Here is a 23,734-nt window from a genome sequence, read left to right on the forward strand (position 1 = left end):
CCGGGGGGAGGGCCGCCGCGGCGGTTCGTGTGCGCGAGGCGCGATGCGCGATGCCGGCCGGCGCTCAGGAACGGGCGCGCATGTCCCGGTAGGTCTCCAGAACCCGCAGCCAGACCTCGCTGATCGTCGGGAACGCGGGGACCGCGTGCCACAGCCGCTCCACCGGTATCTCCCCGGTGATGGCGACCGTCGCCGAGTAGAGCAGTTCCTGCACGCCCGGGCCGACGAAGGTGACGCCGGCCACCGTGCCGCGGTCCGGGTCGATCAGGACCCGGGCCTTGCCCCGGTAGTCCTCGCCGTACTGCACCGCTCCGGCGAGGCGCCCGATGTCGTAGTCCACCACGTCGACCCGGCGCCCGAGCCGCTCGGCCTCACGGGTGGTCAGACCGACGCTCGCGATCTCGGGGTCGGTGAAGACCACCTGCGGCACGGCGTGGGCGTCGGCGGTCGCTACGTGCGCGCCCCACCTGGTCTCGTCCACCGGCTCGCCCTTGGCCCGTGCCCCGATCACCGCTCCCGCGATGCGGGCCTGGTACTTGCCCTGGTGCGTCATCAGGGCACGGTGATTGACGTCGCCCGCCGCGTACAGCCAGCCGTCGGCGACGGCCGTCACCCGGAAGGTGTCGTCCACGGTCAGCCAGTCGCCGGGGGTCAGGCCCACCGTCTCCAGGCCGAGGTCCGCGGTGCGGGGGGCCCGGCCGGTCGCGAACAGGATCTCGTCGGCGACCACCGTCCCGCCGTCGGCCAGGGTCACCCGCACCGGGCCGGCCCCGCCGTCCTCCCGCTCCACGGCCGTCACGGAGGCGCCCAGCCGTACGTCCACCCCGGCCTCGCGCAGGGCGTCGAGGACCATCTCCCCGGCGAAGGGCTCCATGCGGGGAAGCAATCCGCCGCTCCCCCGGACCAGCATGGTCACCTCGGAGCCGAGCGCGCGCCACGCGGTGGCCATCTCGACGGCGACGACGCCGCCTCCGACCACCACCAGGCGGCCGGGCGCCTCGCGGGCGCTCGTCGCCTCGCGGTTGGTCCACGGACGGACCTCGGCGAGCCGCGGCAGCTCCGGGAGCGCCGCGGTGGTCCCGGTGGAGACGACGACGGCGTGCCGGGCGGTCAGCCGCACCGTCCCGCCGTCCGGCGTGGCCACCACCACCTGGCGGGGGCCGTCGAGACGACCGTGCCCGCGCACCAGGTCGACGGAGACGGACTCCAGCCACTCGACCTGGTCGTCGTCCTTCCAGTTCGCGGAGAGCCGGTCACGGTGGGCGAGGACCTCGGCCACGTCCAGCGGCCCGCCGACCGCGCCCTTCAGGCCGGGTATGCGGCGGGCGTCGGCCCGTGCCACCACCGGCCGCAGCAGCGCCTTGCTGGGCTCGCACGCCCAGAACGAGCATTCGCCACCGAGCAGTTCGCTCTCCACGAGCACGGTGGCCAGTCCGGCGGCGCTGGTCCGGTCGGCGACGTTCTCGCCCACGGGTCCGCCGCCGATGACGACGACGTCGTACTCCCGGGACGTACCGCTCGTCGCTTGACCCGTCGTTTCGTCGGTCTTCATAACCTGCTTCCAAAGGGGCCGGAGGGAACCCCGTCAGGGGCCCGCGGTGCCGCGGAGGGGGGATCCACGGCACCGCGGGGGTTCGGGGGAAGGGTCGGTCGTCGGGGAGGGAGTGCGGGGTCAGCGTCCCGGCAGGCGCTCCGTGACCTCCTGGAGCGCCCAGCCGTTGCCGTCCGGGTCCGCGAAGGTCGCGAAGGAGCCGTAGCTGGCGCGCTTCGGGTGCGGGCCGGCGACCCGGCCGGTCTCACCGGCGTGGTGGAAGACGCCGCCCGCGTCGTGGAAGACCTCGCTGATGTCGACGCCGCGGGCCGCCAGCTCGGCGCGGGCCGCCACGATGTCCTCGACGATCAGGTGGAGGCCCTGCACGGAGCCCGGGGCGGCCGTCGTCACGCCGTCGCCGAAGAGGATCGAGGCCCCGGATCCCTCCGGCGTGAAGTGCACCACCCGGAAGCCGTCGTCGCCGACGTAGTCGACGTCGAGCCGGAACCCCATCGCCGTGTAGAAGTCCTTGGCCCGGTCCACGTCGGACACGGGCAGCACCACGACCTCGAGCTTCAGTTCCATCGAATTCTCACCCTCACACATTGGTAACCGGTTGAACTGGTGACGAGCATGACCCGTCTGGCGTCACCTGTCAAACAGGTGACGCAATCGCGGCCGGCCCTCACAAGATCATTCTTGCCGGGATATATTTGACGCAGCAAGCATCTAGGCCGCATTCTTGTCCCGCCGCAGGCCCGCAGCCCCGAACCCGGGCACCCGAACCCCGGTCCCACCGACATCCCGAGGAAGTCCCCGATGAGCAGTCCGGCCCTGTCGGCCCCGCAGCACGATGTCCGCCGGCGGCCGGAGGCCCAGCGGTGGTGGGCGCTGGGCGTGATCGCCCTGGCGCAACTCATGGTCGTCCTCGACGCCACGATCGTGAGCATCGCCCTGCCCTCGGCCCAGCGGGACCTCGGCCTCACCGACGGCAGCCGGCAGTGGGTCGTGACCGCCTACACCCTCGCCTTCGGCGGACTGCTGCTCCTCGGCGGCCGCATCGCGGACCTCGTCGGCCGCAAGCGCGCCTTCATCGTCGGCCTCGTCGGCTTCGCCGCGGCCTCGGCACTCGGCGGCGCCGCCACGGGGCCCGCGATGCTGTTCGCGGCCCGCGCCCTGCAGGGCTGCTTCGCCGCGCTCCTCGCCCCCACCGCGCTGTCGCTGCTGGCCACGACCTTCACCGACGGCCGGGAACGCGCCAAGGCGTTCGGCATCTTCGGCGCGCTCGCCGGGGCGGGCGGCGGGATCGGCCTGCTCCTCGGCGGCGTCCTGACCCAGTACCTCGACTGGCGCTGGTGCCTGTACGTCAACGTGGCGATCGCCGCCGCGGCCGTGACCGGGGCCGTCGCCTTCCTGGAGGACCGCGCCGGCCACCGCGCCGTTCGGTTCGACGTCCCCGGAGTCGTCCTGGGCAGCGGCGGCCTGGTCACCGTGGTGTACGCGGTCAGCCGGGCCGACTCCGACGGCTGGGGTTCGGGCCCGGTGGTCGGCCTGCTCGCCGCGGGCGTCGTGCTCCTGGCCGTGTTCACCTGGTGGCAGAGCCGGGCCACGAGCCCTCTGCTCCCCCTGCGGATCATCGCGTCCCGCGCCCACGGCGCGCCCATGCTGACCCTGAGCCTGGCCATGGTCGGCCTGTTCGGGGTCTTCCTCTTCCTCACCTACTACCTGCAGAACATCCTCGGCTACTCCGCGCTCAAGGGCGGATTCGCCTTCCTGCCGATGTCCGCGTGCATCGTCCTGACCTCCACACAGGTCTCCGCGCGTCTGCTGCCCCACGTGGCGCCGCGCCTGTTGATCGCCCCGGGCCTGGCCATCGCCGCCATCGGCATGTTCACCTTCACCTCCCTCGGCACCGACTCCGGCTACGCCACCCACGTCCTGCCGGGTGCCCTGCTGCTCGGCTTCGGCATGGGCCTGGTCTTCATGCCGGTCATGGCCACGGCCACCTCCGGCGTCGGCCCCGCGGACGCGGGCATCACCGCCGCCGCCGTGAACACCGCCCAGCAGGTCGGCGGTTCCCTGGGCACCGCCCTGCTCAACACCATCGCGACCACCTCGACAGGCCACTACGTCGCGTCGCGCCTGTCCGCGCGGGACGGCCGCTTGACCGCCGCACGGCACCACGCCATCGCCGACGCAGGCGTCGTCCACGGATTCACCACCGCGTTCTGGTGCGCCGGTGTCATCACGCTCGTCGGCGCCCTCACCGCCGCCCTCCTCGTGAACGCCCCCTCACCGCGCCACCGGGCGGCCGCGGTCGGGACGGCGGCCTGAATCAGGCCGTCGCCGGCCAGGTCGGCGCCTTCCCGGCGACGCGGGTCGACGGCGTCCCCTGCCTGGTGAACGGCAACTCCGGCAAGAACCCGGCCAGTACGCAGGACGACGGCGGCTTCACCGGCTGGACGATGCCGGGCACGGACCCCCGCCGGGGACGGGTCGCCGACCCCTTCGACGTCCCCGCCCACGACGCGGAGACCTGGCCGCGCGCGGAGGTGCACGCCCGGACCGAGGCGGTGGACATGATCGCCCCGGCCACGCTCACGGTCGGCGGCCTGGGCCACGCGTCGGCGACGCTCACCAAGGACGGCACTCGTACCGTCCCCGTGGCCCGGCCGGTCGGCGCCACCTGGTCGGGCACCCGCGTCGAGGTCGCGGGCGGCGACGGCGGGCACGGCGACCACCACGCGGCGCCCGTGGTCGCCTACGACCCGGCCACCTCGACCGTCACGGCCCTGCGCGCCGGCACCGCCGTGCTCCGGGTGACCGTCAACGGCGTCACCGCCGAGCGGACGATCACGGTACGCCGCGGCTGAACCACGGCACACGGCCCTTCCGGGCGCCCCCGTCGCACGGGGCGCGCACGGAGGGGCCGTGCCGTGTCCGCCGGACCGCGCCCTCGGCGGGGTCGGGCGGGGCACCGGCCGGTCGGCGCCGGTGGGAACGGCTGAGCCGATCGGCGTAGCTGTCCCGCGGACGGGCCTGTCGCCGCCGCGGGGCGGGCAGGTATGGGGGCGGAGGTGCGTGTTCCATGCCCAGCGGTGACGTGCTGGTTCTCGTCGACGAGGACGGCCGGGTGGTCGAGTGGGGAGGTCAAGCCGAGGAGCTGTTCGGGTGGTCCGCCGCCGAGGCCGTCGGCCGGCCCCTGAGCACCCTCCTCCACGGGACCGCCGGCACCGGGCGCCCCTGCGCGGGAGTCCCCGACGCCGTCACGGTCCGGGTCGAGCGGGTGCGCCGCGGCGGCTCCGTCCTGTGGCGGGTGCTCGTGACGGGGGACCCGGCCCTGTCGGAACGGGACCTGGCGATCCTGAAGGCCGTCTTCACCCACTCCCCCATGGAACTGCTGGTGCTCGACCGGGAGTTGCGCGTGCTCCGCATGAGCGCCGGTGTCGGCGCGGCACCGGGCACGAGGGCGGGCGGCCCGCTGGGCCGGCACTTCACCGAGGTGTACGACCTGGCCGGCCCCGAGGAGGAGGCCGCCGTGGCGCGGCGGGTACTGGAGAGCGGGGAACCGGTCGTGAACCGGCTCGTCCGCGGCGCCGAGACACCGGAGCGCCACGGGTGCCGTGTGCGCTCCATGTCCTATCTCCGTCTGGAGGACTCCCGGGGCGGCACGCTCGGGCTGGTGGCGTCCGCGGTGGACGTCACCGAGCGGGAGAAGGCACAGGGCCGCCTGGACCTGCTGGAACAGGTCCGCACCCGGGTGGGGGACGTGCCCAACGTCGGGCTCGTCTGCCGGGAGCTGGTGGAGGTGGTCGTCCCCGTCTTCGCCGACGCGGCGGTCGTGGAGATGGTCGACGACGTCGTCCGCGGGGAGGAGCCGCCGCGGGCGCCCGTCCGGCAGGACGTACCTCTGCGGCGGGCCGCGTTCGCGGGACACCACTCGGCCTACCCCGTCGGCGAGGTCGGTCCCCTGCCGCCCGGCACCCCCTTCGCGGAGGTCCTGTCCGACCTGCGGGCGCGCCTGGTGCCGATCGACGGGCCCGCCCCGTGGCTGGCCGCCGACCCGGCCCGGGCGGACGCCATCCTGGTGGGCGCCGGCGCCCGCTCCCTGATCGTGATCCCGCTGACGCTGCGCGATCAGGCCCTAGGCGTGGTCAGCTTCTACCGCGACGGAAACAGGGAGCCCTTCGACGAGGGCGATCTGGCGGTGGCCACCGCCGCATGTGCGCACGCCGCCCTCTGCGTCGAGAACGCCCGCCAGTACATGCGCGAGTGGATCATCGCCTCGACCGTCCAGCACAGGCTGCTCCCCGGGCAGCCGGCCGGCCGGCCCACCGTGGAGGTCTCCCGGCTGTACCTGCCCGGCTCGGAGGGAGGCGGCGCGTGGTCCGACGCGATTCCGCTGCCCGGCGCGCGAACGGCCCTGGTCGTCGGCGACGTGGCGGGGCGGGGGATCGTCGCGGCCATCACGATGGGGCTGATGCGGACCGCCCTCCACACGCTCGCCGCCCTGGATCTGCCGCCGGACGAACTGCTCGCCCGGCTGGGCGAAACCGCCGCCCGTCTCGCCGCCGCTTCCGCCGCCCTGCCCCAGCTGGATGCCGAGCCGCTCGACATCGGCTGCGCCATCGCGGTGTACGACCCGGTGGAACTCACCTGCACCATCGCCCGGGCCGGACTGCCGGAGCCGGTCGCCGTCCTGCCGGACGGCACCTCGGAGCCCCTGGGCGTCCCCTCGGGTCCCCCGCTCAGCGGCCAGGACAACGCCCCCTTCCCCGCGACAACCGTCGGCCTTCCCGAGGGAAGCACCCTCGCCATGGCGACGGCCTCGCTCGCGGAGCGGGTCCTGGCACCCTCCGCTCCCCTGCGCGCGTACCTCGACGGCGCGGACGGCCGGCCGCTGCCGGAGGTGTGCGACGCGATCGGTTCCGCGTTCACCCGCTCGGGCGGGACCGGCGAGACGGTGATGCTGCTCGCCCGTACGAAGGCGCTGCCCGCGGACCGGGTGCTGACCTGCGCGCTGCCGGCCGGTGCCGAGGCCGCTCCGATCGCCCGCGCCGCGGCCCGCCGCCAGTTGGCGGCCTGGGGCGTCGCGGAGGAGACGGCGTTCACCACCGAGCTCATCGTCAGCGAGTTCGTCGGGAACGCGGTCCGCTACGGCGCTCCGCCCCTGCGGCTGCGCCTGATCCTCGAGCAGATGCTGACCTGCGAGGTCAGCGACACCGCGGCGGGCGCGCCGCATGTGAAGCACGCCCGTACCGTCGACGAGACCGGCCGGGGGCTCTTCATCATCGGCGGGCTCGCGGACCAGTGGGGCGTCCGCTACCGGGCGCAGGGGAAGACGGTGTGGGCGCAGCAGCCGGTCGCTGTGCCGACGGCCGGTCCGTGACCCGGCGCGCCCTCCTGCCGCGCGGATGCCGCCGTTCAGCCCTGCCCGGTGCGGTCCGGTCCGGTCCGGTCCGCCAGGGCTGAGGGCGCCGTTGCCGCCGGTGGAGCGGGGCGCCCGGCCGGCGACCGCGGGGCCTCGAAGCGCAGCGTCGAACCGCCGACCGCGGGAAGACGGAACTCCTTCGTGCCGCGGCGATGCGCCCGTACATCGCGGGCCGCCCGGCGGGCCCGGAACCCGGGGCCGAGGTCCCCTCGTCATGCCGGGGGCGGCGGCGCGGCGGCGGGTGGTGGCGCCGGGTCCGTCGGCCGCTCCCGGTCGCGGGCGACGCGCCGCGCGGTGCGGGCGAACGCGGCGACCTCGGGCCGCGCCGCCTGCGCCGGCCAGGCCAGGGCCAGGGTCGTCGCGGGCAGGTCCGCCACCGCGACGGCGGCCACGTCCCGGGTCAGGCGGTCGGCGGCGGCCGAGCCGACGACGGTGACGAGCCGGCCGAGGGCCACCCGGTCGACGATCTCGTCCAGGCCCACCGCCGGGCACTGCTCCGTGTAGGCGGGATCCCGCCGGAGTTCGGCGGTGGTCACCGTTCGGCGCCCCGCGAGGCGGTGGCCGCGCGGCAGCAGGGCGACGGGGTCCTCCTGCGCCACTTCGACGGTCGTCAGGCCGGTCAGGTCGTCGCTGCCGAGGCACAGCAGCGCGACATCGGCCGTGCCGGCGCGCAGCGCGCCCACCCGGTCGTAGGTGAAGACGAGCTCGGTGTCGATGCCGTCGTGGGACCTGACGAGCTCCGCGAGCAGGCCCGAGCCGGTGCCGGGCCGGACCGCCAGAGCGAGCCCGGGCGGGGCGGCCGCCTGCCGGGCGCGGCGTACGGCTCCGTCGAGCTCCCCGAGCAGGCGGCGGCACTCTTCGAGGAAGACCTCGCCCGCGGCGGTGAGTTCGACCCGGCGACTGGTGCGCTCGAGCAGGCGGACGTCCATACGGCGTTCCAGCCGGGCCACGGCGCGGGAGAGCGGCGGCTGCGCGATGCCCAGCCGCTGCGCCGCACGGCTGAAGTGCAGCTCCTCGGCGACGGCCAGGAAGTACTCCAGCTCCCGCGTCTCCAGTCGATCCATACCTCCAGAGTATCGCCGCATGTCGGAAGCGTCATGGCTCCTGGCGCCGCCCCTTGGTGCACTGGGACCCGGACCCCGTGGGACGGGCGTCCGGCACACACGACGAAGGGAAGCCACCGCGCATGAGCAGCGAAGAGCGCAAGGTCCAGGAGGTCCTGGCCCGCTACGTCCGCGCGACGGACCGGAGGGACGGCAAGGCGCAGGGCGCCCTGTTCACCGACGACGCCGTCGTGCGGATCCACGCCAGGACCGGCCCCGGTACGTACGAACCCGTCGGCGAGCCCCTGATCGGCGGGGCGGCCGTGGAGTACGCGGTCGAGCACTACATGGCTCCGCACCCGGAGGGCGCCACCGGTCACCACACGACCTCCGATCACCTCATCGAGGTCGACGGCGACCGCGCCCGCATGAACGCCCAGTTCATCGTCTTCCGGACGCAAGCGGCCACCCTGCCGGCCGGCACGCCCGGTGCCCAGGGCACGGTGGAGCCGATCGAGTCCGGGTACTACGACACCGAACTGCGCCGCGTCGACGGCGAGTGGCGGATCGTCCGCCACGACGTCCTGATGGACATGCCCATCGCCCTCCCGGGGGCGTGATGAGGGCCGTGGTCTACCGCCGCTACGGCGGCCCCGAGGTCCTGGAACTCGCCGAACTCCCCGCTCCCAGGACCCATGTCGACTCGGTGCTGGTCCGGGTGCGCGCGGCGGCGCTCAACCCCGCGGACCTGGCGCTGCAGGCGGGGGCACTCGACTCCGCCGTCGACACGTACTTCCCCGTGATCCCCGGCTGGGACATCGCGGGCGTGGTCGAACACGCCGGGCCCGCCGCGCCCGAGTTCACCCCGGGCGACGAGGTCATCGGATACGTCCGCGGGGATGTGCAGCGCGCCCACGGCGGGCTGGCGGAACTGGTCGGCGCCGACGTGCGCACGCTCGTGCGCAAACCCGCCGGCATGTCCTTCGCCGAGGCCGCCGGACTGCCGCTCGCGGGCCTCACCGCCTACCAGGCCGTGGTGCACGCGCTGGCGGTCCGGAAGGACGAGACGCTGCTCGTGCACGGCGCGGGCGGCGGGGTCGGCTCACTCGCCGTGCAGATCGCGCGGGCAAGGGGCGCCCGGGTCATCGGCACCGCCTCCCCCGGAGACCACGCGTATCTGCGCTCGCTCGGAGCCGAGCCCGTCGCCTACGGCCGCGGGACGGCCGGCCGGATCCGGGAACTGACGGCGCACGGGGCGGACGCGGTGCTCGACACCGCGGGCGGCGGGACCCTCGCCGCGACGGCGGAGGCCGCTCGCGCGGGAGCCCGGATCGCCTCCGTCACCGAGGCGGGCACCCCGGGGATCATCCCGGTCTTCTGCCGGCTCGACCGGGCGGATCTCACCGCGCTGGTGGAACTCGCCGAGGCCGGAGGGCTGTCCGTGCGCATCGCCGCCACCTACCCGCTGGAGCGCGCGGCCGACGCCCAGCGCGCCCTGGCCGCGGGCGGCACCCGGGGCAAGGTGGTCGTCGAGATCGCCTGAGGTCCCGGTCCGCGGCCACCGCGTGTCCGCGGACCGGGACGTCCGACCGCCGCTTTGAAGTCGCCGCCCGTTCTTGGTTCGATCACCCGGCGGGGCCGCACGGCGGGTACGCGCCCGGGACGTGTTGATCGAGGTGGTGAACGGCAGGAATGGATGCTCTCGTGGAGAATGACGCGTCACTCGCGTGGGTCGGAGTGGACCGGGTGGCCGAGGAGGCGTACCGCCTCCTCCTCTCCCGCGACAGCGCGACCGCCGACGACGTGGTGGGGGCCCTCGGGGTGACGGACGGCGAGGCGCTGGCGCTGCTCGAACGGCTCCACCACGCCGGGCTGATGAGCCGCCGCTCCTCGGGGGAGTTCTTCACGGTGGATCCCCGCCACGCGCTGCACGCCCTGGTGGAGTCGCGCGAGCGCCGGCTGGCCGCGGTGCGGGAGTCCGCGGGGCCGCTCGGGGCGATCTTCGACGCGGCGCGGCGGGCCCGTGACGGCGGCCCCGGCACCAGCGTGATCAGCGGGCTGGAGGCCGTCGGGGACCGTTACTACCGGCTCAAGCAGACCGCGCGGACCGAGCTGTGCGCCCTGGACCGGCCACCGTTCCTGCTGGCCCCGAACGAGCCGCTGGACGAGGCCGCGGTCCGGCGCGGCGTGCGGGTCCGCGCGGTGTACGCCGCCGCGAGCTTCGAAGCCGACGGGAGGTGGCAGGAGTTGGGCAGCCTCGTCTCCCGCGGGGAGGAGGCCAGGGTCGTCCCGGCGCTGCCGATCAAACTGGCGATGGCCGACCGGTCGGCCGCGATGGTGTCGCTGAGCCTGTCGGTGGGGAGCGCCGAGTACCTGTACACCGAGGCTCCGCCCCTCCTGGAGGCCCTGGGCGAGTTCTTCGAGCACTATTGGGCGGCCGCCGTCCCGTTGACCGGTTCCCCCGCCTCCGGGACGCTGCCCCCGGCGGCGTCCGCGGACGGGGCGGCCCCGGGCCGGCGGCCCACCGACGAGGAGCGGAACCTGCTCGCGCTCTTCGCGGCCGGCGTCAAGGACGAGGCGATCGCCCGCCAACTGGGCATCTCGCCGCGAACCCTGCGCCGCAGGATCCAGGACCTGTTCACCGAACTCGGTGCCACCAACCGCTTCGGCGCCGGCGTCGCGGCGGCCCGCCGCGACTGGATCTGACCGCCACGGGATCCGGCGTCTTCGCGGGAACACCGGCTTCCGGCATCGGTCCGGCGGGCACGGCCACCGGGCGGGCGAGGGCACGCGGCCCCGCCGCGAGGCCGTGCACAGGGCACACCTCGATGGCCCCTTCTGGCCACTGACCGGTATCGGCAGCGCAGGACGTTGGTCACCAAAGGATCACCCGGCTAGAACTGGTGTGCGCCCGCACGGCGTGTCACTCGGCCGGGATGCCCGGTCATCCGTTGATGAAGGAGCTTTGGTGGCACCTGCCCATCCTCCTGCGCGCCGTTCGGCGATACCGCGATCCCTCGCGGCCCTCGTCGCGGGCGTCAGCCTGACGGTCTTCACGGCCGTCGACCAGTCCCCCGCCGCCGCGGCCCCGGTACCGACGCCACCCGCCGTGCCGGCGCCCTACGCCGCCCACGACCCGAACGCCGGCGAACAGCCCGCCGCCGGGCGGTACATCGTCACCCTGCGCGAGCCGGCCGCGGCGACGTACACCGGCGGAGTGGCCGGAAAGGCCCGCACGGCACCCCGGGCGGGCGAGGGACTGAAGACCGGCTCCGCCCCCGTCCGCGCCTATCGGGCCTACCTGCACCAGCGGCAGGACGACGCGGCGGCCACCGTGGGCGCCCGGGTGATCTCGTCGTACTCGGCGGCGCTGAACGGCTTCACGGCCGAACTGCGGCCGCGGCAGGTCGAGGAGCTGCGCGCCGACCCCTCGGTGGTGTCGGTGGTCAAGGACGAACTGCGCAAGCCGCTGGCCGCCGTCAACTCGACCGACTACCTGGGCCTGAGCGGGAAGACCGGGGTGTGGGCCGGCAACGGCGGCGTCGGCAACGCGGGCAAGGGCGTGGTGGTCGGCGTCGTCGACACCGGCATCGCCCCGGAGAACCCGTCGTTCGCCGGTGCCCCGCTCGGAACGCAGCCGGGTGCCGAACCGTATCTGGACGGCTCGGCCATCACCTACCGGAAGGCCGACGGGGGCACCTTCACCGGCGCCTGCACCGCGGGCGTCCAGTTCACCGCCGCGGACTGCTCCACCAAGATCGTGTCCGCGCGCTACTTCGTGGACAACTTCGGCAGCGGCCACATCGGCGGTCCGGCGACCGGCGAGTACCTCTCGCCGCGGGACGGCGAGGCGCACGGCTCGCACACGGCCAGCACGGCCGCAGGAGCCAACGGGGTCGACGCCGACCTCGGCGGCGTCCCCATGGGCACGATCTCCGGAGTCGCGCCGGCCGCCAAGGTGGCCGTCTACAAGGCCTGCTGGAGCGGCCCCGACACGCACGACACCACGGACGACGGCTGCGCCACCGGAGACCTGCTGGCGGCGATCGACGCGGCCGTCGCCGACAACGTCGACGTGATCAACTACTCGATCGGTTCGGCCGGCGGCGCGCTGTCCACGGACTCGGTGGTGGACGAGGCGTTCCGCAACGCGGCCGCGAGCGGCATCTTCGTCGCGACCGCGGGCGGCAACTCGGGCCCCGGGGACAGCACCGTGGACAACGCCTCGCCGTGGATCACCACGGCGGCGGCGAGCTCCATGCCCACCCGCGAGGCCACGGTCGAACTCGGCGACGGCGAGAACGTGCTGGGCGCGTCCGTCTCGCTGCCCGCGGGCGGCGGCGAGGTCGCCGGACCGCTGGTCGCGGCGGCCGCCGCCGGCACCCCGATCGCCGTCAGGCCGCAGCTGTGCGGCCCGGACAGCCTGGACTCCGCCCGGGTCAGGGGTGCGATCGTGCTGTGCGAACGCGGAACGTACGACCGGCTCGCCAAGTCCGCCGAGGTCAAGCGGGCGGGCGGCATCGGGATGATCCTGGTGAATCGGGAGCCCGACTCCACGGACCTGGACGCCCACGGCGTCCCCACCGTCGCGGTCGACGCGGACGGATACGAGGCGCTGGTCTCGTACGCGGGCGCCGAGGCACCGACCGCGACGCTCGTGGACGGCAACCCGCACAAGCTGGCGTCGGTCGCCGTCCCGCAGATCGCCGGGTTCTCCTCGCGCGGCCCGGTCCAGGCCGACGGCGGCGACCTGATCAAGCCCGACCTCGCGGCCCCCGGTGTGGCCGTCCTCGCCGACGGCGCCAACGCGGCGGGCGAGCGGCCCCGGTTCACCTTCATGTCGGGCACCTCGATGGCCTCCCCGCACGTGGCGGGTCTCGGCGCGCTCTACCTGGGGCTGCACCCGCAGGCGACGCCGGCCGAGATCAAGTCCGCGCTGATGACCACCACCCAGCCGACCGTGACCGGGGCCGGGGAGGCCTCGGACGACGTCTTCGCACAGGGCAACGGACAGGTCGACGCGACCCGCTACCTGCACCCCGGGCTGCTGTACCTCAACGGCCCCGCCGACTGGACGCGGTACGTCGACGCCGTCAAGGGCGACACCACGGCGCCCGCGCCCTCCGACCTCAACCTGGCGTCGATCGGCGTCGGTTCGCTCGCCGGGCGGCAGACCGTCACCCGTACCGTGACGTCGACCGAGCCCGGCACCTTCACCGCGGACCCGGTGCGGATCCCCGGCGTGGAGACCACCGTCGAGCCGCGCTCCCTGACCTTCACGGAGCCGGGGCAGGCCAAGACGTTCCAGGTGACCTTCACCCGGACCACCGCGCCCCTGGGCGAGTACGCCTCGGGCTACCTGACCTGGCGCGACGGCAAGCAGAGCGTGCGCAGTGCGGTCGCGGTACGGCCGGTGACCCTGGTCGCGCCCGCCGCGCTCAAGGCCTCGGGCAGCTCCGGCCGTGCCACCGTGACCCTCAAGGGCGGCGAGGACCGCGAGGTCCCGCTGGAGCTCACCGGGCTGTCCCGGGGGCTGCGGGTCGAGGGCTCGGGCACCGTCGGCGGCGCGGCCCGCACCCACGTCGTGGAGGTGCCCGCCGGGACGAAGCACGCCCGGTTCGCCCTCGACGCCGCCGACGACACCGCGGACCTGGACCTGTCGGTCCACCGGCTCAACGAGTACGGCGACACCGCGCTCGTCGACCGCGCGGCCACCGACTCCGCCGACGAGCAACTCGACCTGGAGGACCCCGAACCCGGCCTGTACGAGGTCGAGGTGGACTTCTTCGCCGGGACCGGACCGCTGGGCTTCACCGTGACGAGCTTCGCCCTCGGCGACAAGGGCGCCGAGGGCTCGTTCACCGCGCAGCCCGCCACGGCGGCACTGCGGGCCGGTGGCACCACCCCGGTCGCCCTGTCCTGGAAGGGCCTCAAGGCCGGCGCGGTCTACCTCGGCCGGGTCACCTACGGGGACACCGGACGGACGACGTACGTGACCGTCACCGGCGACCCGCGCACCGGTCCGCCCGGCGGCGCTCCGGGCGCGCGTCCCGCGGTCACCGTCCGGCCCGACTACGCCGTGCCCGGTCAGTCCGCCGTCGTCGTGGCGACGGGACTGACTCCGGCCGTCGACTTCCAGATCCGGGTGAAGGGCTCCGGCCGGGTCCTGGCGAGCGGACGCACCACCGACGACGGAGGCGTCGGCCGTCTGGTCACCCTGCCGGCCGACCTCGCCACCGGAAAGCAGACGCTGGAGGTCGGGTACGGCGGCCGGAGCGCGGGCGACTCCTTCACCGTCGCCGGCCTGGTCCTGGGCGACGCCGAACACGGCGACGCCCACGCCTTCGACGGCAACCCGCTGGCCACGATGACCGCGGCCATCCGGGGCGAGGGCAAGGTGCGCATCACCGTCCGCGGCGCCTCCGGCACCTACCTGGACCGGACCCTGGCCGCCGACTCGGGTGAACTGGGCTGGTACGCCTGGAAGTCCGAGCCGGTCGAGACGAGGCCGGAGAAGCTCACCGCCACCCTCGGAGTGATCGGGGAGCACGGCCGCGCCGGGCAGAGCAGGTCGGTGACGTGGACTCCCAAGGCCCTGAAGGCGAGCACCGCGTCGATCTCCGAGGACCGCGAGGAGAAGCACGCCGCGAAGGTGAGTTTCACCAACAACTCCGACGTGCCGGTCTTCGCGACGCTGCGCTACAAGCTGACCGACGGAGACCTGGTCCTCGCCACCCTGCAGGCCGACCCGGAGGACACGTTCAGCCGCTCGTACGACACGACCGGAGTGGACCGCCTCGACCTCGTGCTCGACGGCACGACCGTCGCGACGTACCGCAACCGGGACCGCGCCGGGCTCAGCGGACGGCCCGCGATGGTGGAGCCGTTCTACGCGACCTTCCGGCGCGGCGGCACGGCCGGGCACGACGGCGGTTCCGCGCCGCTGAAGATGACCGTGACCAACCGACCCGCGGCGTACAGCGGCGGATTCTCCCTGTCGGTCGGCGAGGGCCCGGAGATCTACGCGGGCATGTCGCTCTTCATCAACGAGCCCATCCCCACCACGCGCAGCCCGCAGGAGGGGGCGCCGATCTCCCGGACCGTCACGGTGCCCGCCGGGCGGCCGCTGTGGGCCACCGCCTACTACGAGATCAACGGCCCGATCTTCCAGGCCCTGGCGGTGCGGCGGATCATCGTGCCGCCGGTGGCCGCGGAGGACCTCGAACCGGTGCGCGGCTCCAGGCCCCGGCCGGCGTTCGTCGTCGACGCCATGCCCCGCGAGGCCACGGCCGGTACCACCGTGTCGGTCACCGCGGCGGGCCTGTCCCCCCGTGAACGCTTCACCGTGCGGATCGACGGGCGGGTCGTCGCCCTCGGCCGCGCGACGGCGGAGGGCTTCGCCCACGCGTTCGTACCGGTCCCGCGCGGCCACGGCCGTACGCTGACGGTACGGGTGGCCGGGACCGGGGCGGGTCGTTCGGGCGAGACCGTGCTCGGGGTCTCCGGATAGGCACGTGCCCGGCCGGCGTACTTCCCGTGGGGAGTGCGCCGGCCGGGCCGCGACCGCGCGGAACGGCCGCCCGGTCAGCGGGAGGGAGCGGGCGGGCGCAGTTCCCCGGAGCCGCGGGCCACCAGCCGGGTCTCGACCAGGATGGTGCGGGCACGGGACCGGTCGCCCTCGAGGCGCTCCAGGGCCGTGGAGCCCGCCAACTCGCCCATGGTGACGGGATTCTGCGCCACCACGGTGAGGGCGGGTTCGAGGATGGCGGCCATGGGGACGTCGTCGAAGGCGACCACCGCGACGTCCTTCCGCCTGCTGCGGGCGAGTTCGGTCATGACCCCGATCGTCATGACGTTGTTGCCCGACAGCAGCGCGGTGGGCGGATCGGGCAGGGCGAGCAGGCGCCCCGTCGCCTCGGCGGCACCCGCCGGGTCGTGGGCGTCGACGACCAGGGTCCGGTCGTAGGGCAGCCCCGCGTCGGCGAGCGCCGCGCGGTAGCCGGCGAGCCGCTCGCGGCGCGTGTAAAGCCGGGCCGGCAGGTCGCCGATGAAGCCGATCCTGCGGTGTCCACCGGTGATCAGGTGCGTGACGCCCTCCTGCGTGCCGGCGCGGTTGGAGCTCACCACGGTGTCGGCGGTCAGACCGCTGCCGGGCCGGTCGAGGAAGACGACCGGCATCCCGGCGGACCGGTGGGACTTCAGGTGGGTGTGGTCGGCGCCCACCGCCGGCGCGACCATGAGCACGCTGACCCGGCGGGCCAGGAAGGTGCGGATCAGGGCGAGTTCCCGCTCCGGGTCGTCGTCGGACGAACCCATCAGCAGGGTCAGCCCGTGGCCGTGCACGGCGTCCTCGATGCCGCCGGCGACAGCGCCGAAGAACGGGTTGCCGACGTCCGGCACCACCAGGCCGACGGTGGTGTCGGGGCCTCCCACCCTCATGCTCCGGGCCATGAGGTTGGGCTGGAAGCCGAGCTTCGCCACGGCGTCCAGCACCCGCCTCCTGGTCTCCGGGGAGCTGGGACCGTCCTCGTTCAGCACCCGGGAGACCGTTTTTGCGCTGACCCCCACCTCGCGGGCCACGTCGGCGAGGGTCGGTCTGCGGGTCGCTGTCATGGACCACCTTTTCTCTGGATGTCGGACCCGCGGTTGCCGGGGCCGTCGGTCAGCTCCCCCGAACCCCTGCTGCCGAGGCCGCGTCACTGTCCGCCACGACCGTACCGCCGTCCGGGCGCACGCTGAGCGCGCCGGTCATGATGGCCACGACTTCCGCCATGGAGTAGTCCGACGGCCTGATGACGGCCTCGCGCCGGCCGAGCCGGTGGACGTGGACGCGGTCGGCGATCTCGAAGACATGGGGCATGTTGTGGCTGATGAGGATCACCGGGATGCCCTTGTCGCGGACCCGGCGGATGAGGTCGAGGACCTGTCCGGACTCCTTGACCCCGAGGGCGGCGGTCGGCTCGTCCATCACCACGACGCTGCGCGCCCAGGCGGCGGCGCGGGCGACCGCGACGGCCTGGCGCTGGCCGCCGGAGAGCGTCTCGACCGGCTGGGTGAGCGAGCCGACGCCGACCTTGAGCTCGGCCATGTGCGCGGCGGCCTGCTGCCGCATGGCCTTCTTGTCGAGGAGCCGGAAGACCGAGCCGAGCACTCCGGCGCGGCGGATCTCGCGGCCCAGGAACATGTTCGAGGCGATGTCCATGGACGCGGCGACGGCGAGGTCCTGGTACACCGTCTCGATGCCGTGCGCCCGTGCGTCCTGCGGCCCGCCGAACCTGATCGGCCTGCCGTGCAGCCTGATCTCACCGGCGTCCGGCACCAGGGCCCCGGTGAGCGCCTTGATGAGGCTGGTCTTGCCCGCGCCGTTGTCGCCGATGACGGCCAGCACCTCGCCGGGCAGCAGGTCGAAGTCGGCGTCGTCGATCGCCGTCACATGGCCGTAGCGCTTGACCAGTCCGCGTGCGCTGAGGACGGGTTCGGGCCCGCCGGCCGTCGTGGGCTGCGCCGGCCGGGGTGCCGTGCCGTCGCCCTGCGCGGGCGGCTCCGGCTCGTGGGGGGAGGAGGGGCCGGTCATCGGGTCCCCTTTCGCGAGAGCTGGTCGACGGTCACCGCGAGGATCACCAGGACGCCGGTGACCAGCGTCTGGTAGACGGACGAGACGCCCATCAACTGGAGGCCGTTGCGGAAGACGCCGACGATGAGGACGCCGACGAAGGTGCCGAGCACCGTGCCGCGGCCGCCGAACAGGCTCGTGCCGCCGAGCACCACCGCGGTGATGCTGTCGAGGTTGTCGGTCTGCCCCGCCTGGGGGTCGCCGACCCCGGTCCGCGACACCAGCAGCAGGGCGGCGATCCCGTAGACCAGTCCGGCCACCGTGTAGACGCCGACGGTGAGACGGGAGACCCGGATGCCGCTGAGCCGGGCGCTCTCCGCGCTGTTGCCGAGCGCGTAGACGTGCCGGCCCCAGGCGGTGCTGCTCAGCGCGTAGGCGAAGCCCAGGAAGAGCGCGATGGTGACCAGCGAACCGTAGGTCACGTCGGTCCTGCCGAGCGGGAAGGTGCGGCCGAGGAAGGTCAGGGGTTCGGGCAGGCCGGTGACCGTCTGCTCGGCGGAGTAGATGTGGGTCAGCGCGAAGGCCACGTTGAGCATGCCCAGCGTCACGATGAACGGCGGCAGGGGCACCGTCCGCACCAGCAGCCCGTTGACCAGGCCGAAGCCGCCGCAGGCCAGCACGCCGAGGGCGATGGCGAGCAGCGCGGGCAGGGGTCCGCCCACGGCCGTCTTGGCGATGAGGATGCCGCCGAACGCCATCACCGCGCCGCAGGACAGGTCGATGCCGGCGGTGAGGATGATCAGCGTCTGGCCGATGGCCAGGGTCCCGACCACCATGACCTGCTGGAGGATCAGGGAGAAGTTGCCGCCCGACAGGAACTGGTCGGTCGTCGTCGAGAAGAACACCGACGCCAGGACGAGGGCGGCGAGCGGCCCCGCCGCCGGCGCCGTCAGGAACCGGCGCAGCGCGGCCGGTTCCTTGGCGCCGGCGGGGAGCGGAGTGGAGACGGACACGGTGCTCAGCCCCAGCAGTTCTGCTGACCGAAGCCGGTGTCCTCGGACGCCGAGCCGGTCTGCGGCTTGTCGGTGATGAGCTGGACGCCGGTGTCGGTGTAGCCGGACGCCTTCTTGCCGGACTTGGCGTACTCGGCGATCGCCTTCACGCCGTCGGCGGCCATCTTCAGCGGGTACTGCTGCGAGGTGGCGGCTATCTTGCCGTCCTTGACCGCCTGCACGCCGGTGCAGCCGCCGTCGATGGCGACGATCATGACGTCCTTCTCGCGGCCCTTGGCCTTGATGGCGGTGTAGGCGCCGAGCGCCGCGGGCTCGTTGATCGCGTAGACCAGGTTGATGTCGGGCGCCTTCTGCAGGCAGTTCTCCATGGCGGTCTGGCCCTTGGCCTGGTCGCCACCGGTGTCCTGGGAGCAGACGATCGACGGGTCGGAGGCGCCGACTCCGAAGCCCTTGATGAAGCCCTCGTGCCGCTGGACGCCGACGGACACACCCGGGGCCAGGTCCAGGGTGGCGATCTTCACCGGCTTGCCGCCCATCGCGGCCTTGGCGTAGGCGCCGATGAGTTCGCCGGCCTTCACGTTGTCGGTGGCGAACAGCGCGTCGACGGCGCTCTGCGGCTCCGGCGGGGTGTCGAGCGCGATGACGAGTACGCCCTTGGCGCGGGCCTTCTCGATGGCGGGGACGATGGCCTTGGAGTCGTTCGGAGTGATCAGCACGCCCTTGACCCCGGAGGCGACCATGTTCTCCAGCGCGGTGACCTGGCTCGCGTTGTCACCGTCGAACTTGCCCGCCGCGGTGCTCAGATCGACGTTCGAGCTCTTGGCCGCCTGCGCGGCGCCTTCCCTCATCTTGACGAAGTAGGGGTTGGTGTCGGTCTTGGTGATCAGACCCACCTTCACCTTGCCCCCGGACGGGGAGCCGCCGCCGGAACCGGAACCGCACGCGGCCAGGGACAGTGCGAGGCCGACGGCACCGACGACGAGGACCGGACGGGCTCTACGGGACATGTGCGACTCCTACGGGAAGCAGTGAGCGGGGACGGCCGAATGGCGCGCTGCGTACGGCGAAGGATCTCGCCAGGAGAGTGCCATCGTTGACACATGTCATCGTTGACACCGCTTGCGGAGGATGATGGACTCCCGCTCCGGCAACGTCAATGCCTTTGCGCCGGAAGCACGTTGGCGCTCCGGCCGAGCGGAACCCCGTAGCCGGCCCGGGCCCCTCGTCGGCCTGGCCGGCATCCCCGTCCCCACCTGGAGGAACACCACATGCAGCCGCGTCAGGTCACCGTGCTGGGAGAGTGCGTCGCCGATGTCTTCCCCGAGCCCGGGTCCGGGACCGCCCAGACCGCCGGGAGCGCCCGTACCGCCGGGAGCGTCCGTACCGCCGGGAGCGCCCTTGCCGCCGGGCACGGCGTTTCCCCGGAGCGCGGGCAGAGCCTGCGCCTGCGTGTGCTGCCGGGCGGCGGACCCGCCAACACCGCGGTGGGACTGGCCCGTCTGGGCACGCCGACCCGGCTGCTGGCGCGGCTGTCCGGGGATGTCTTCGGCCGTCTCTTCCGCGCCCACCTGCTGGAATCGGGCGTCGACCTGTCGGCTGCGGCCGCCGCGCCCGAGCCCAGCACGCTCGCGGTCGCCGACGTCGACGCCGAGGGCCAGGCCGCGTACTCCTTCCACGCCGAGGGCACCGCGGACTGGCAGTGGACGCGCGAGGAGCTGACGGACGCCGGCCTGGACGGCTCGGTCTGCGTGCACTCCGGTTCGCTCGCGCTGGTCAGGGAACCCGGCGGTTCCCTCGTGGAGGAGATGCTGGCCGGGGCGCGGCGGCACGCGACGGTCAGCATCGACCCCAACGTCCGGCCCGCGCTGGTCGATCCGCGGGTCTACCGGGACCGGGCGGCCACGTGGTGCGCGACGGCGGACATCCTGCGCCTCAGCGAGGACGACCTCGCCGTACTGGCCCCGGACACCCCGCTGGAGGCGGCCTGCGACGGCTTCCACGCCTCGGGCGCACGACTGGTCGTGGTCACCCGCGGGGCACGGGGCGTCCTCGCCTCGCTCGACGGCCGGCGGGTCCGCGTGCCCGGGGTGCCCGCGCGGGTGGTCGACACGGTCGGCGCCGGCGACTCCTTCACCGCCGGGCTGCTCCACCACCTCGGCGGGCGCGGCCTGCTCGGCGGCCGCCTCGATCGCCTGGGCGTCGACGATGTCGTGGCGGCCTGCGGATACGCGACCCGGGTGGCCGCGCTGACCTGCGCCGTCGCCGGCCCGAACCCGCCGTGGGCGCACCAAGTGAAGCCGGAGAACGATGACTTGAGCGCGGGGTCCGGATCATGAACGACCGCGGCCGATCCCGTTCGAGGCGTTGACGGGTCCCCGGCGGGGGCCCATGATCTGACATCGATCGGGTGTCAGCGATGACATGTGTCAACGATGACACACCTCCGCCTCCGTGCCAGAGAGTGGGTTCACATGCGTCGAAGAGTCGGGGCGCTGCTCGTCGCCCTGATCGCGAGCCTGGCCGCGTTGCTGCCGGGCACACCGGCGGCCGCCGGCACCGTAGGGGACTATCCGGAATTCCCGTACCCGGCCACCACCTACAGCGAGCCGTTCCGCGGCCAGTTCCACTTCAGCTCGCGGTCGGGCTGGATGAACGACCCCAACGGCCTGGTGTACGCCAACGGGCTGTACCACTTCTACTACCAGCACAACCCGCACGGCCTGGACTGGGACACCATGCACTGGGGCCACGCCACCAGCCCCGATCTGGTGCACTGGACCCAGAAGCCGATCGCGCTCGAACCCGGCGTGCACGCCGGGACGCTCTTCTCGGGCGGCGGCGTCGTGGACAAGGACAACACCTCCGGACTCAAGACCGGTTCCCTCGACCCGATCGTGGTGTTCTCCAACACCGACGGCGTCAGCGTCTTCTACAGCAACGACAACGGCCAGACCTTCCAGGCGTACGACAAGGGCCGCAAGCAGATCGAGATCCCGAACGAGAGCCGTGACCCGAAGGTGTTCTGGGACGCGGCACGCCACCGCTGGGCCATGGTCGTCTGGTCCAACCAGGGCGGCAACGGCGTCAACATCTACACCTCGCCGAACCTCCTGGACTGGACCCTCGCCAGCCGCTACCAGGCGCCCTGGCTCTTCGAGTGCCCCGACATGTTCCCGCTGGCACTGGACGGCAAGTCCGGACAGCAGCGGTGGGTCCTGACCTCGGCCTCCAGCCAGTACGTCGTCGGCTCCTTCGACGGTACGACCTTCCGTACCGACTGGACCGGCCCGGAGCAGATGGACCTGGGCACCACCTACGCGGGCGGCACCTTCTACGCCGCGCAGACGTTCACGAACGCCCCCGACGGCCGCACCGTGCAGATGGCCTGGCAGGGCGGCAACCGCGGCAGCACCTGGACCGGCAACTCGACCTTCCCGGTGACGCTGGATCTGATCAGCACCCCGGACGGGCCGCGGATCACCCGCACGCCGGTCGCCGAGCTCGGCTCGCTGGCCTCGGAGACCAAGAGCTGGAAGAACGAGACGGTCAACGCGGCCAAGGGAGCCAACCTCTTCTCGGGCATCAAGGCCGACACCTACGAGATCACCGCCCAGTTCGACGTGAAGGGCGCGACCGCGACGCAGTTCGGCTTCGACCTGCACGCCCGGTCGGACGGCTCGGCCGACCGCAGCGTCGTCTACGACACCAAGGCGCAGACCCTCCGGGGCAAGCCCCTCAAGCCGCGGAACGGGAAGGTCACGATGCGGCTCCTCGTCGACCGCGGGCAGCTCGAGACCTTCGCCGACGGCGGACTCTACTCCCTGTCCGACAACGTCGACTTCGACTCCGCGGCGGACAGCCAGGGCATCCGGCTCTTCGCCGTCGGCGGCAAGGTGAAGCTGGACAGCGCCACCTTCACGCGCCTCAACACCAGCTGGGGCACGGCGCAGTCCACGCTGCTCAGCAACCTCAAGGGTCCCTGGCACGCCGTGGGCGGGGCGTGGACCGACGTCAGCGGCGGCAAGCGCGCCTCCACCGGCGGCGACGGCTTCTACATGAGCGCGGGCAGCGGATCCGACGCCGTCTACCAGGGCGACCTCACCCTGGACACCGCCCGTGCCGCCGGACTGACCTTCCGCGCGAACTCCTCGGGCGCCGGCTACACGGCGAACATCGACACCAGCGGCGTCGTCAAGCTGTGGCGGCCGGGCAAGGACATCGCCGTCGTGTCGACGCCCATCACCGCCGGCCGCACCTACCACCTGAAGGTGCAGACGAACGGCTCCCGCATCCGCGTGTGGCTGGACAACGGTGCCGACCCCGTCATCGACGCCACCGACGACGCCTACAGCAGCGGCCTGTTCGGGGTGAACGTCTACAACGGAACGGCGACGGTGCAGAACCTGAACACCGGAACGGCCGGATTCTCGGCCTTCCCCGCCGGACGCTGGACACCGCGCGGGGGCACCTGGACGGTCACCCCGGACGGGCTGAAGGGCGGTTCGTCGCAGGACGGCTTCTACCTGAGCGACCGTACGGGCGGTGACTTCAGCTACGAGGGCGACCTGTCCGTCACGAACGGCACCGCGACCGGTCTCACCTTCCGCGCGAACTCCTCGGGCGCCGGCTACACGGCCAACATCGACACCAGCGGCGTGGTCAAGCTGTGGCGTCCCGGCCGGGACATCGCGACCCACACCACGCCGATCGTCGAGGGCCGCACCTACCACCTCAAGGTGCGCACCGACGGCTCCCGCATCCGGGTGTGGTTCGGCAACGGTGCCGACCCCGTCATCGACGCCACCGACGACGCCTACACCAGCGGCCTGTTCGGGGTGAACGGCTACGCCGCGAACACGCTGGCGCAGAATCTGACCATCGGCTGACCCACCGGAAGACCGTACCGGGGCAGGCCCGCGCGCCTGTCCCGGGCGGTTCCCGATCGTCTGCGTTTCCAACGTTGAACAGGCCCGGGTACGCCCGGCGGAATTCCGGCCGGTGGCAACTCACCGCAGGTCAGGCTGATTTCACCGATGTCTCGAAGCTCGATCCGGCCTGCGCCGGTAAGGGCCCGGGGCGTCCACGGGCTGCGCCGGCACGCCCTCGGGGCCGGATGACAACGTTTGACGAGGGGTCTGGACACGGCGCCGGGGCCCTGCTTTC

The 23,734-nt window shown here is 73.4% G+C and carries 16 protein-coding genes; 9 read left to right on the forward strand and 7 right to left on the reverse strand.

The window, feature by feature from the left end; translation table 11 throughout:
- Positions 1 to 64: 64 nt before the first annotated feature.
- Together AB0F62_RS14645 and AB0F62_RS14650 are read right to left on the reverse strand one after the other, a co-directional pair.
- Positions 65 to 1,552, reverse strand: coding sequence for an NAD(P)/FAD-dependent oxidoreductase (locus tag AB0F62_RS14645; protein WP_361797338.1), 1,488 nt, complete (start codon positions 1,550 to 1,552; stop codon positions 65 to 67).
- Between the two features lie 120 nt (positions 1,553 to 1,672).
- A complete protein-coding gene (locus AB0F62_RS14650) occupies positions 1,673 to 2,116 on the reverse strand; it encodes a VOC family protein (protein ID WP_361797341.1) in 444 nt (147 codons plus the stop codon).
- Between the two features lie 234 nt (positions 2,117 to 2,350).
- On the opposite strand from AB0F62_RS14650, the gene AB0F62_RS14655 reads away from it, so the two are divergent.
- The 3 genes from AB0F62_RS14655 to AB0F62_RS14665 all read left to right on the forward strand — a co-directional run bounded on the left by AB0F62_RS14655 (position 2,351) and on the right by AB0F62_RS14665 (position 6,920).
- The gene (locus tag AB0F62_RS14655) at positions 2,351 to 3,865 is read left to right on the forward strand and encodes an MFS transporter (protein ID WP_361797344.1); all 1,515 of its coding nucleotides are present in this window, start codon (positions 2,351 to 2,353) and stop codon (positions 3,863 to 3,865) included.
- Positions 3,866 to 3,930: 65 nt separating this feature from the next.
- Positions 3,931 to 4,404 carry a hypothetical protein gene (locus AB0F62_RS14660; RefSeq protein ID WP_361797347.1) on the forward strand — a complete coding sequence of 158 codons (474 nt, stop codon included), beginning with the start codon at positions 3,931 to 3,933 and terminating at the stop codon, positions 4,402 to 4,404.
- 215 nt (positions 4,405 to 4,619) lie between these two features.
- The gene (locus AB0F62_RS14665; protein WP_361797350.1) at positions 4,620 to 6,920 is read left to right on the forward strand and encodes a SpoIIE family protein phosphatase; all 2,301 of its coding nucleotides are present in this window, start codon (positions 4,620 to 4,622) and stop codon (positions 6,918 to 6,920) included.
- A gap of 254 nt (positions 6,921 to 7,174) precedes the next feature.
- On the opposite strand, the gene AB0F62_RS14670 is transcribed toward AB0F62_RS14665, so the two are convergent.
- The gene (locus AB0F62_RS14670) at positions 7,175 to 8,026 is read right to left on the reverse strand and encodes a LysR family transcriptional regulator (protein ID WP_361797353.1); all 852 of its coding nucleotides are present in this window, start codon (positions 8,024 to 8,026) and stop codon (positions 7,175 to 7,177) included.
- A 122-nt stretch (positions 8,027 to 8,148) separates the two neighbouring features.
- Here AB0F62_RS14670 and AB0F62_RS14675 point away from each other — a divergent pair, with 122 nt between their 5' ends.
- The 4 genes from AB0F62_RS14675 (at position 8,149) to AB0F62_RS14690 (ending at position 15,515) form a co-directional block, all read left to right on the forward strand.
- The gene (locus tag AB0F62_RS14675) at positions 8,149 to 8,625 is read left to right on the forward strand and encodes a nuclear transport factor 2 family protein (RefSeq protein ID WP_361797356.1); all 477 of its coding nucleotides are present in this window, start codon (positions 8,149 to 8,151) and stop codon (positions 8,623 to 8,625) included.
- The gene (locus tag AB0F62_RS14680) at positions 8,625 to 9,548 is read left to right on the forward strand and encodes an NADP-dependent oxidoreductase (RefSeq protein WP_361797359.1); all 924 of its coding nucleotides are present in this window, start codon (positions 8,625 to 8,627) and stop codon (positions 9,546 to 9,548) included. Before AB0F62_RS14675 ends, AB0F62_RS14680 begins: the two co-directional genes overlap by 1 nt.
- Positions 9,549 to 9,709: 161 nt before the next feature.
- On the forward strand, positions 9,710 to 10,711 hold the full coding sequence (locus tag AB0F62_RS14685; protein ID WP_361797362.1) for a helix-turn-helix transcriptional regulator: 1,002 nt from the start codon (positions 9,710 to 9,712) through the stop codon (positions 10,709 to 10,711).
- Positions 10,712 to 10,973: 262 nt separating this feature from the next.
- A complete protein-coding gene (locus tag AB0F62_RS14690; RefSeq protein ID WP_361797365.1) occupies positions 10,974 to 15,515 on the forward strand; it encodes a S8 family serine peptidase in 4,542 nt (1,513 codons plus the stop codon).
- 74 nt (positions 15,516 to 15,589) lie between these two features.
- On the opposite strand, the gene AB0F62_RS14695 is transcribed toward AB0F62_RS14690, so the two are convergent.
- From AB0F62_RS14695 to AB0F62_RS14710, 4 genes are read right to left on the reverse strand one after another with little or no spacing between them, the layout of a single operon-like run.
- On the reverse strand, positions 15,590 to 16,618 hold the full coding sequence (locus AB0F62_RS14695) for a LacI family DNA-binding transcriptional regulator (RefSeq protein ID WP_361797368.1): 1,029 nt from the start codon (positions 16,616 to 16,618) through the stop codon (positions 15,590 to 15,592).
- 49 nt (positions 16,619 to 16,667) lie between these two features.
- The gene (locus tag AB0F62_RS14700) at positions 16,668 to 17,579 is read right to left on the reverse strand and encodes an ATP-binding cassette domain-containing protein (RefSeq protein ID WP_361797371.1); all 912 of its coding nucleotides are present in this window, start codon (positions 17,577 to 17,579) and stop codon (positions 16,668 to 16,670) included.
- The gene (locus AB0F62_RS14705) at positions 17,576 to 18,571 is read right to left on the reverse strand and encodes an ABC transporter permease (protein WP_361797374.1); all 996 of its coding nucleotides are present in this window, start codon (positions 18,569 to 18,571) and stop codon (positions 17,576 to 17,578) included. The genes AB0F62_RS14700 and AB0F62_RS14705 overlap by 4 nt, the downstream gene beginning before the upstream one ends.
- Before the next feature lie 5 nt (positions 18,572 to 18,576).
- The gene (locus AB0F62_RS14710; protein WP_361797377.1) at positions 18,577 to 19,578 is read right to left on the reverse strand and encodes a sugar ABC transporter substrate-binding protein; all 1,002 of its coding nucleotides are present in this window, start codon (positions 19,576 to 19,578) and stop codon (positions 18,577 to 18,579) included.
- Between the two features lie 261 nt (positions 19,579 to 19,839).
- On the opposite strand from AB0F62_RS14710, the gene AB0F62_RS14715 reads away from it, so the two are divergent.
- Complete coding sequence (locus AB0F62_RS14715; RefSeq protein ID WP_361797380.1) at positions 19,840 to 20,907, forward strand: carbohydrate kinase; 1,068 nt, start codon at positions 19,840 to 19,842, stop codon at positions 20,905 to 20,907.
- 135 nt (positions 20,908 to 21,042) lie between these two features.
- Complete coding sequence (locus tag AB0F62_RS14720) at positions 21,043 to 23,457, forward strand: glycoside hydrolase family 32 protein (protein ID WP_361797383.1); 2,415 nt, start codon at positions 21,043 to 21,045, stop codon at positions 23,455 to 23,457.
- Positions 23,458 to 23,734 lie beyond the last annotated feature (277 nt).

This window comes from Streptomyces sp. NPDC026673, assembly GCF_040638135.1.
GTDB lineage: Bacteria > Actinomycetota > Actinomycetes > Streptomycetales > Streptomycetaceae > Actinacidiphila.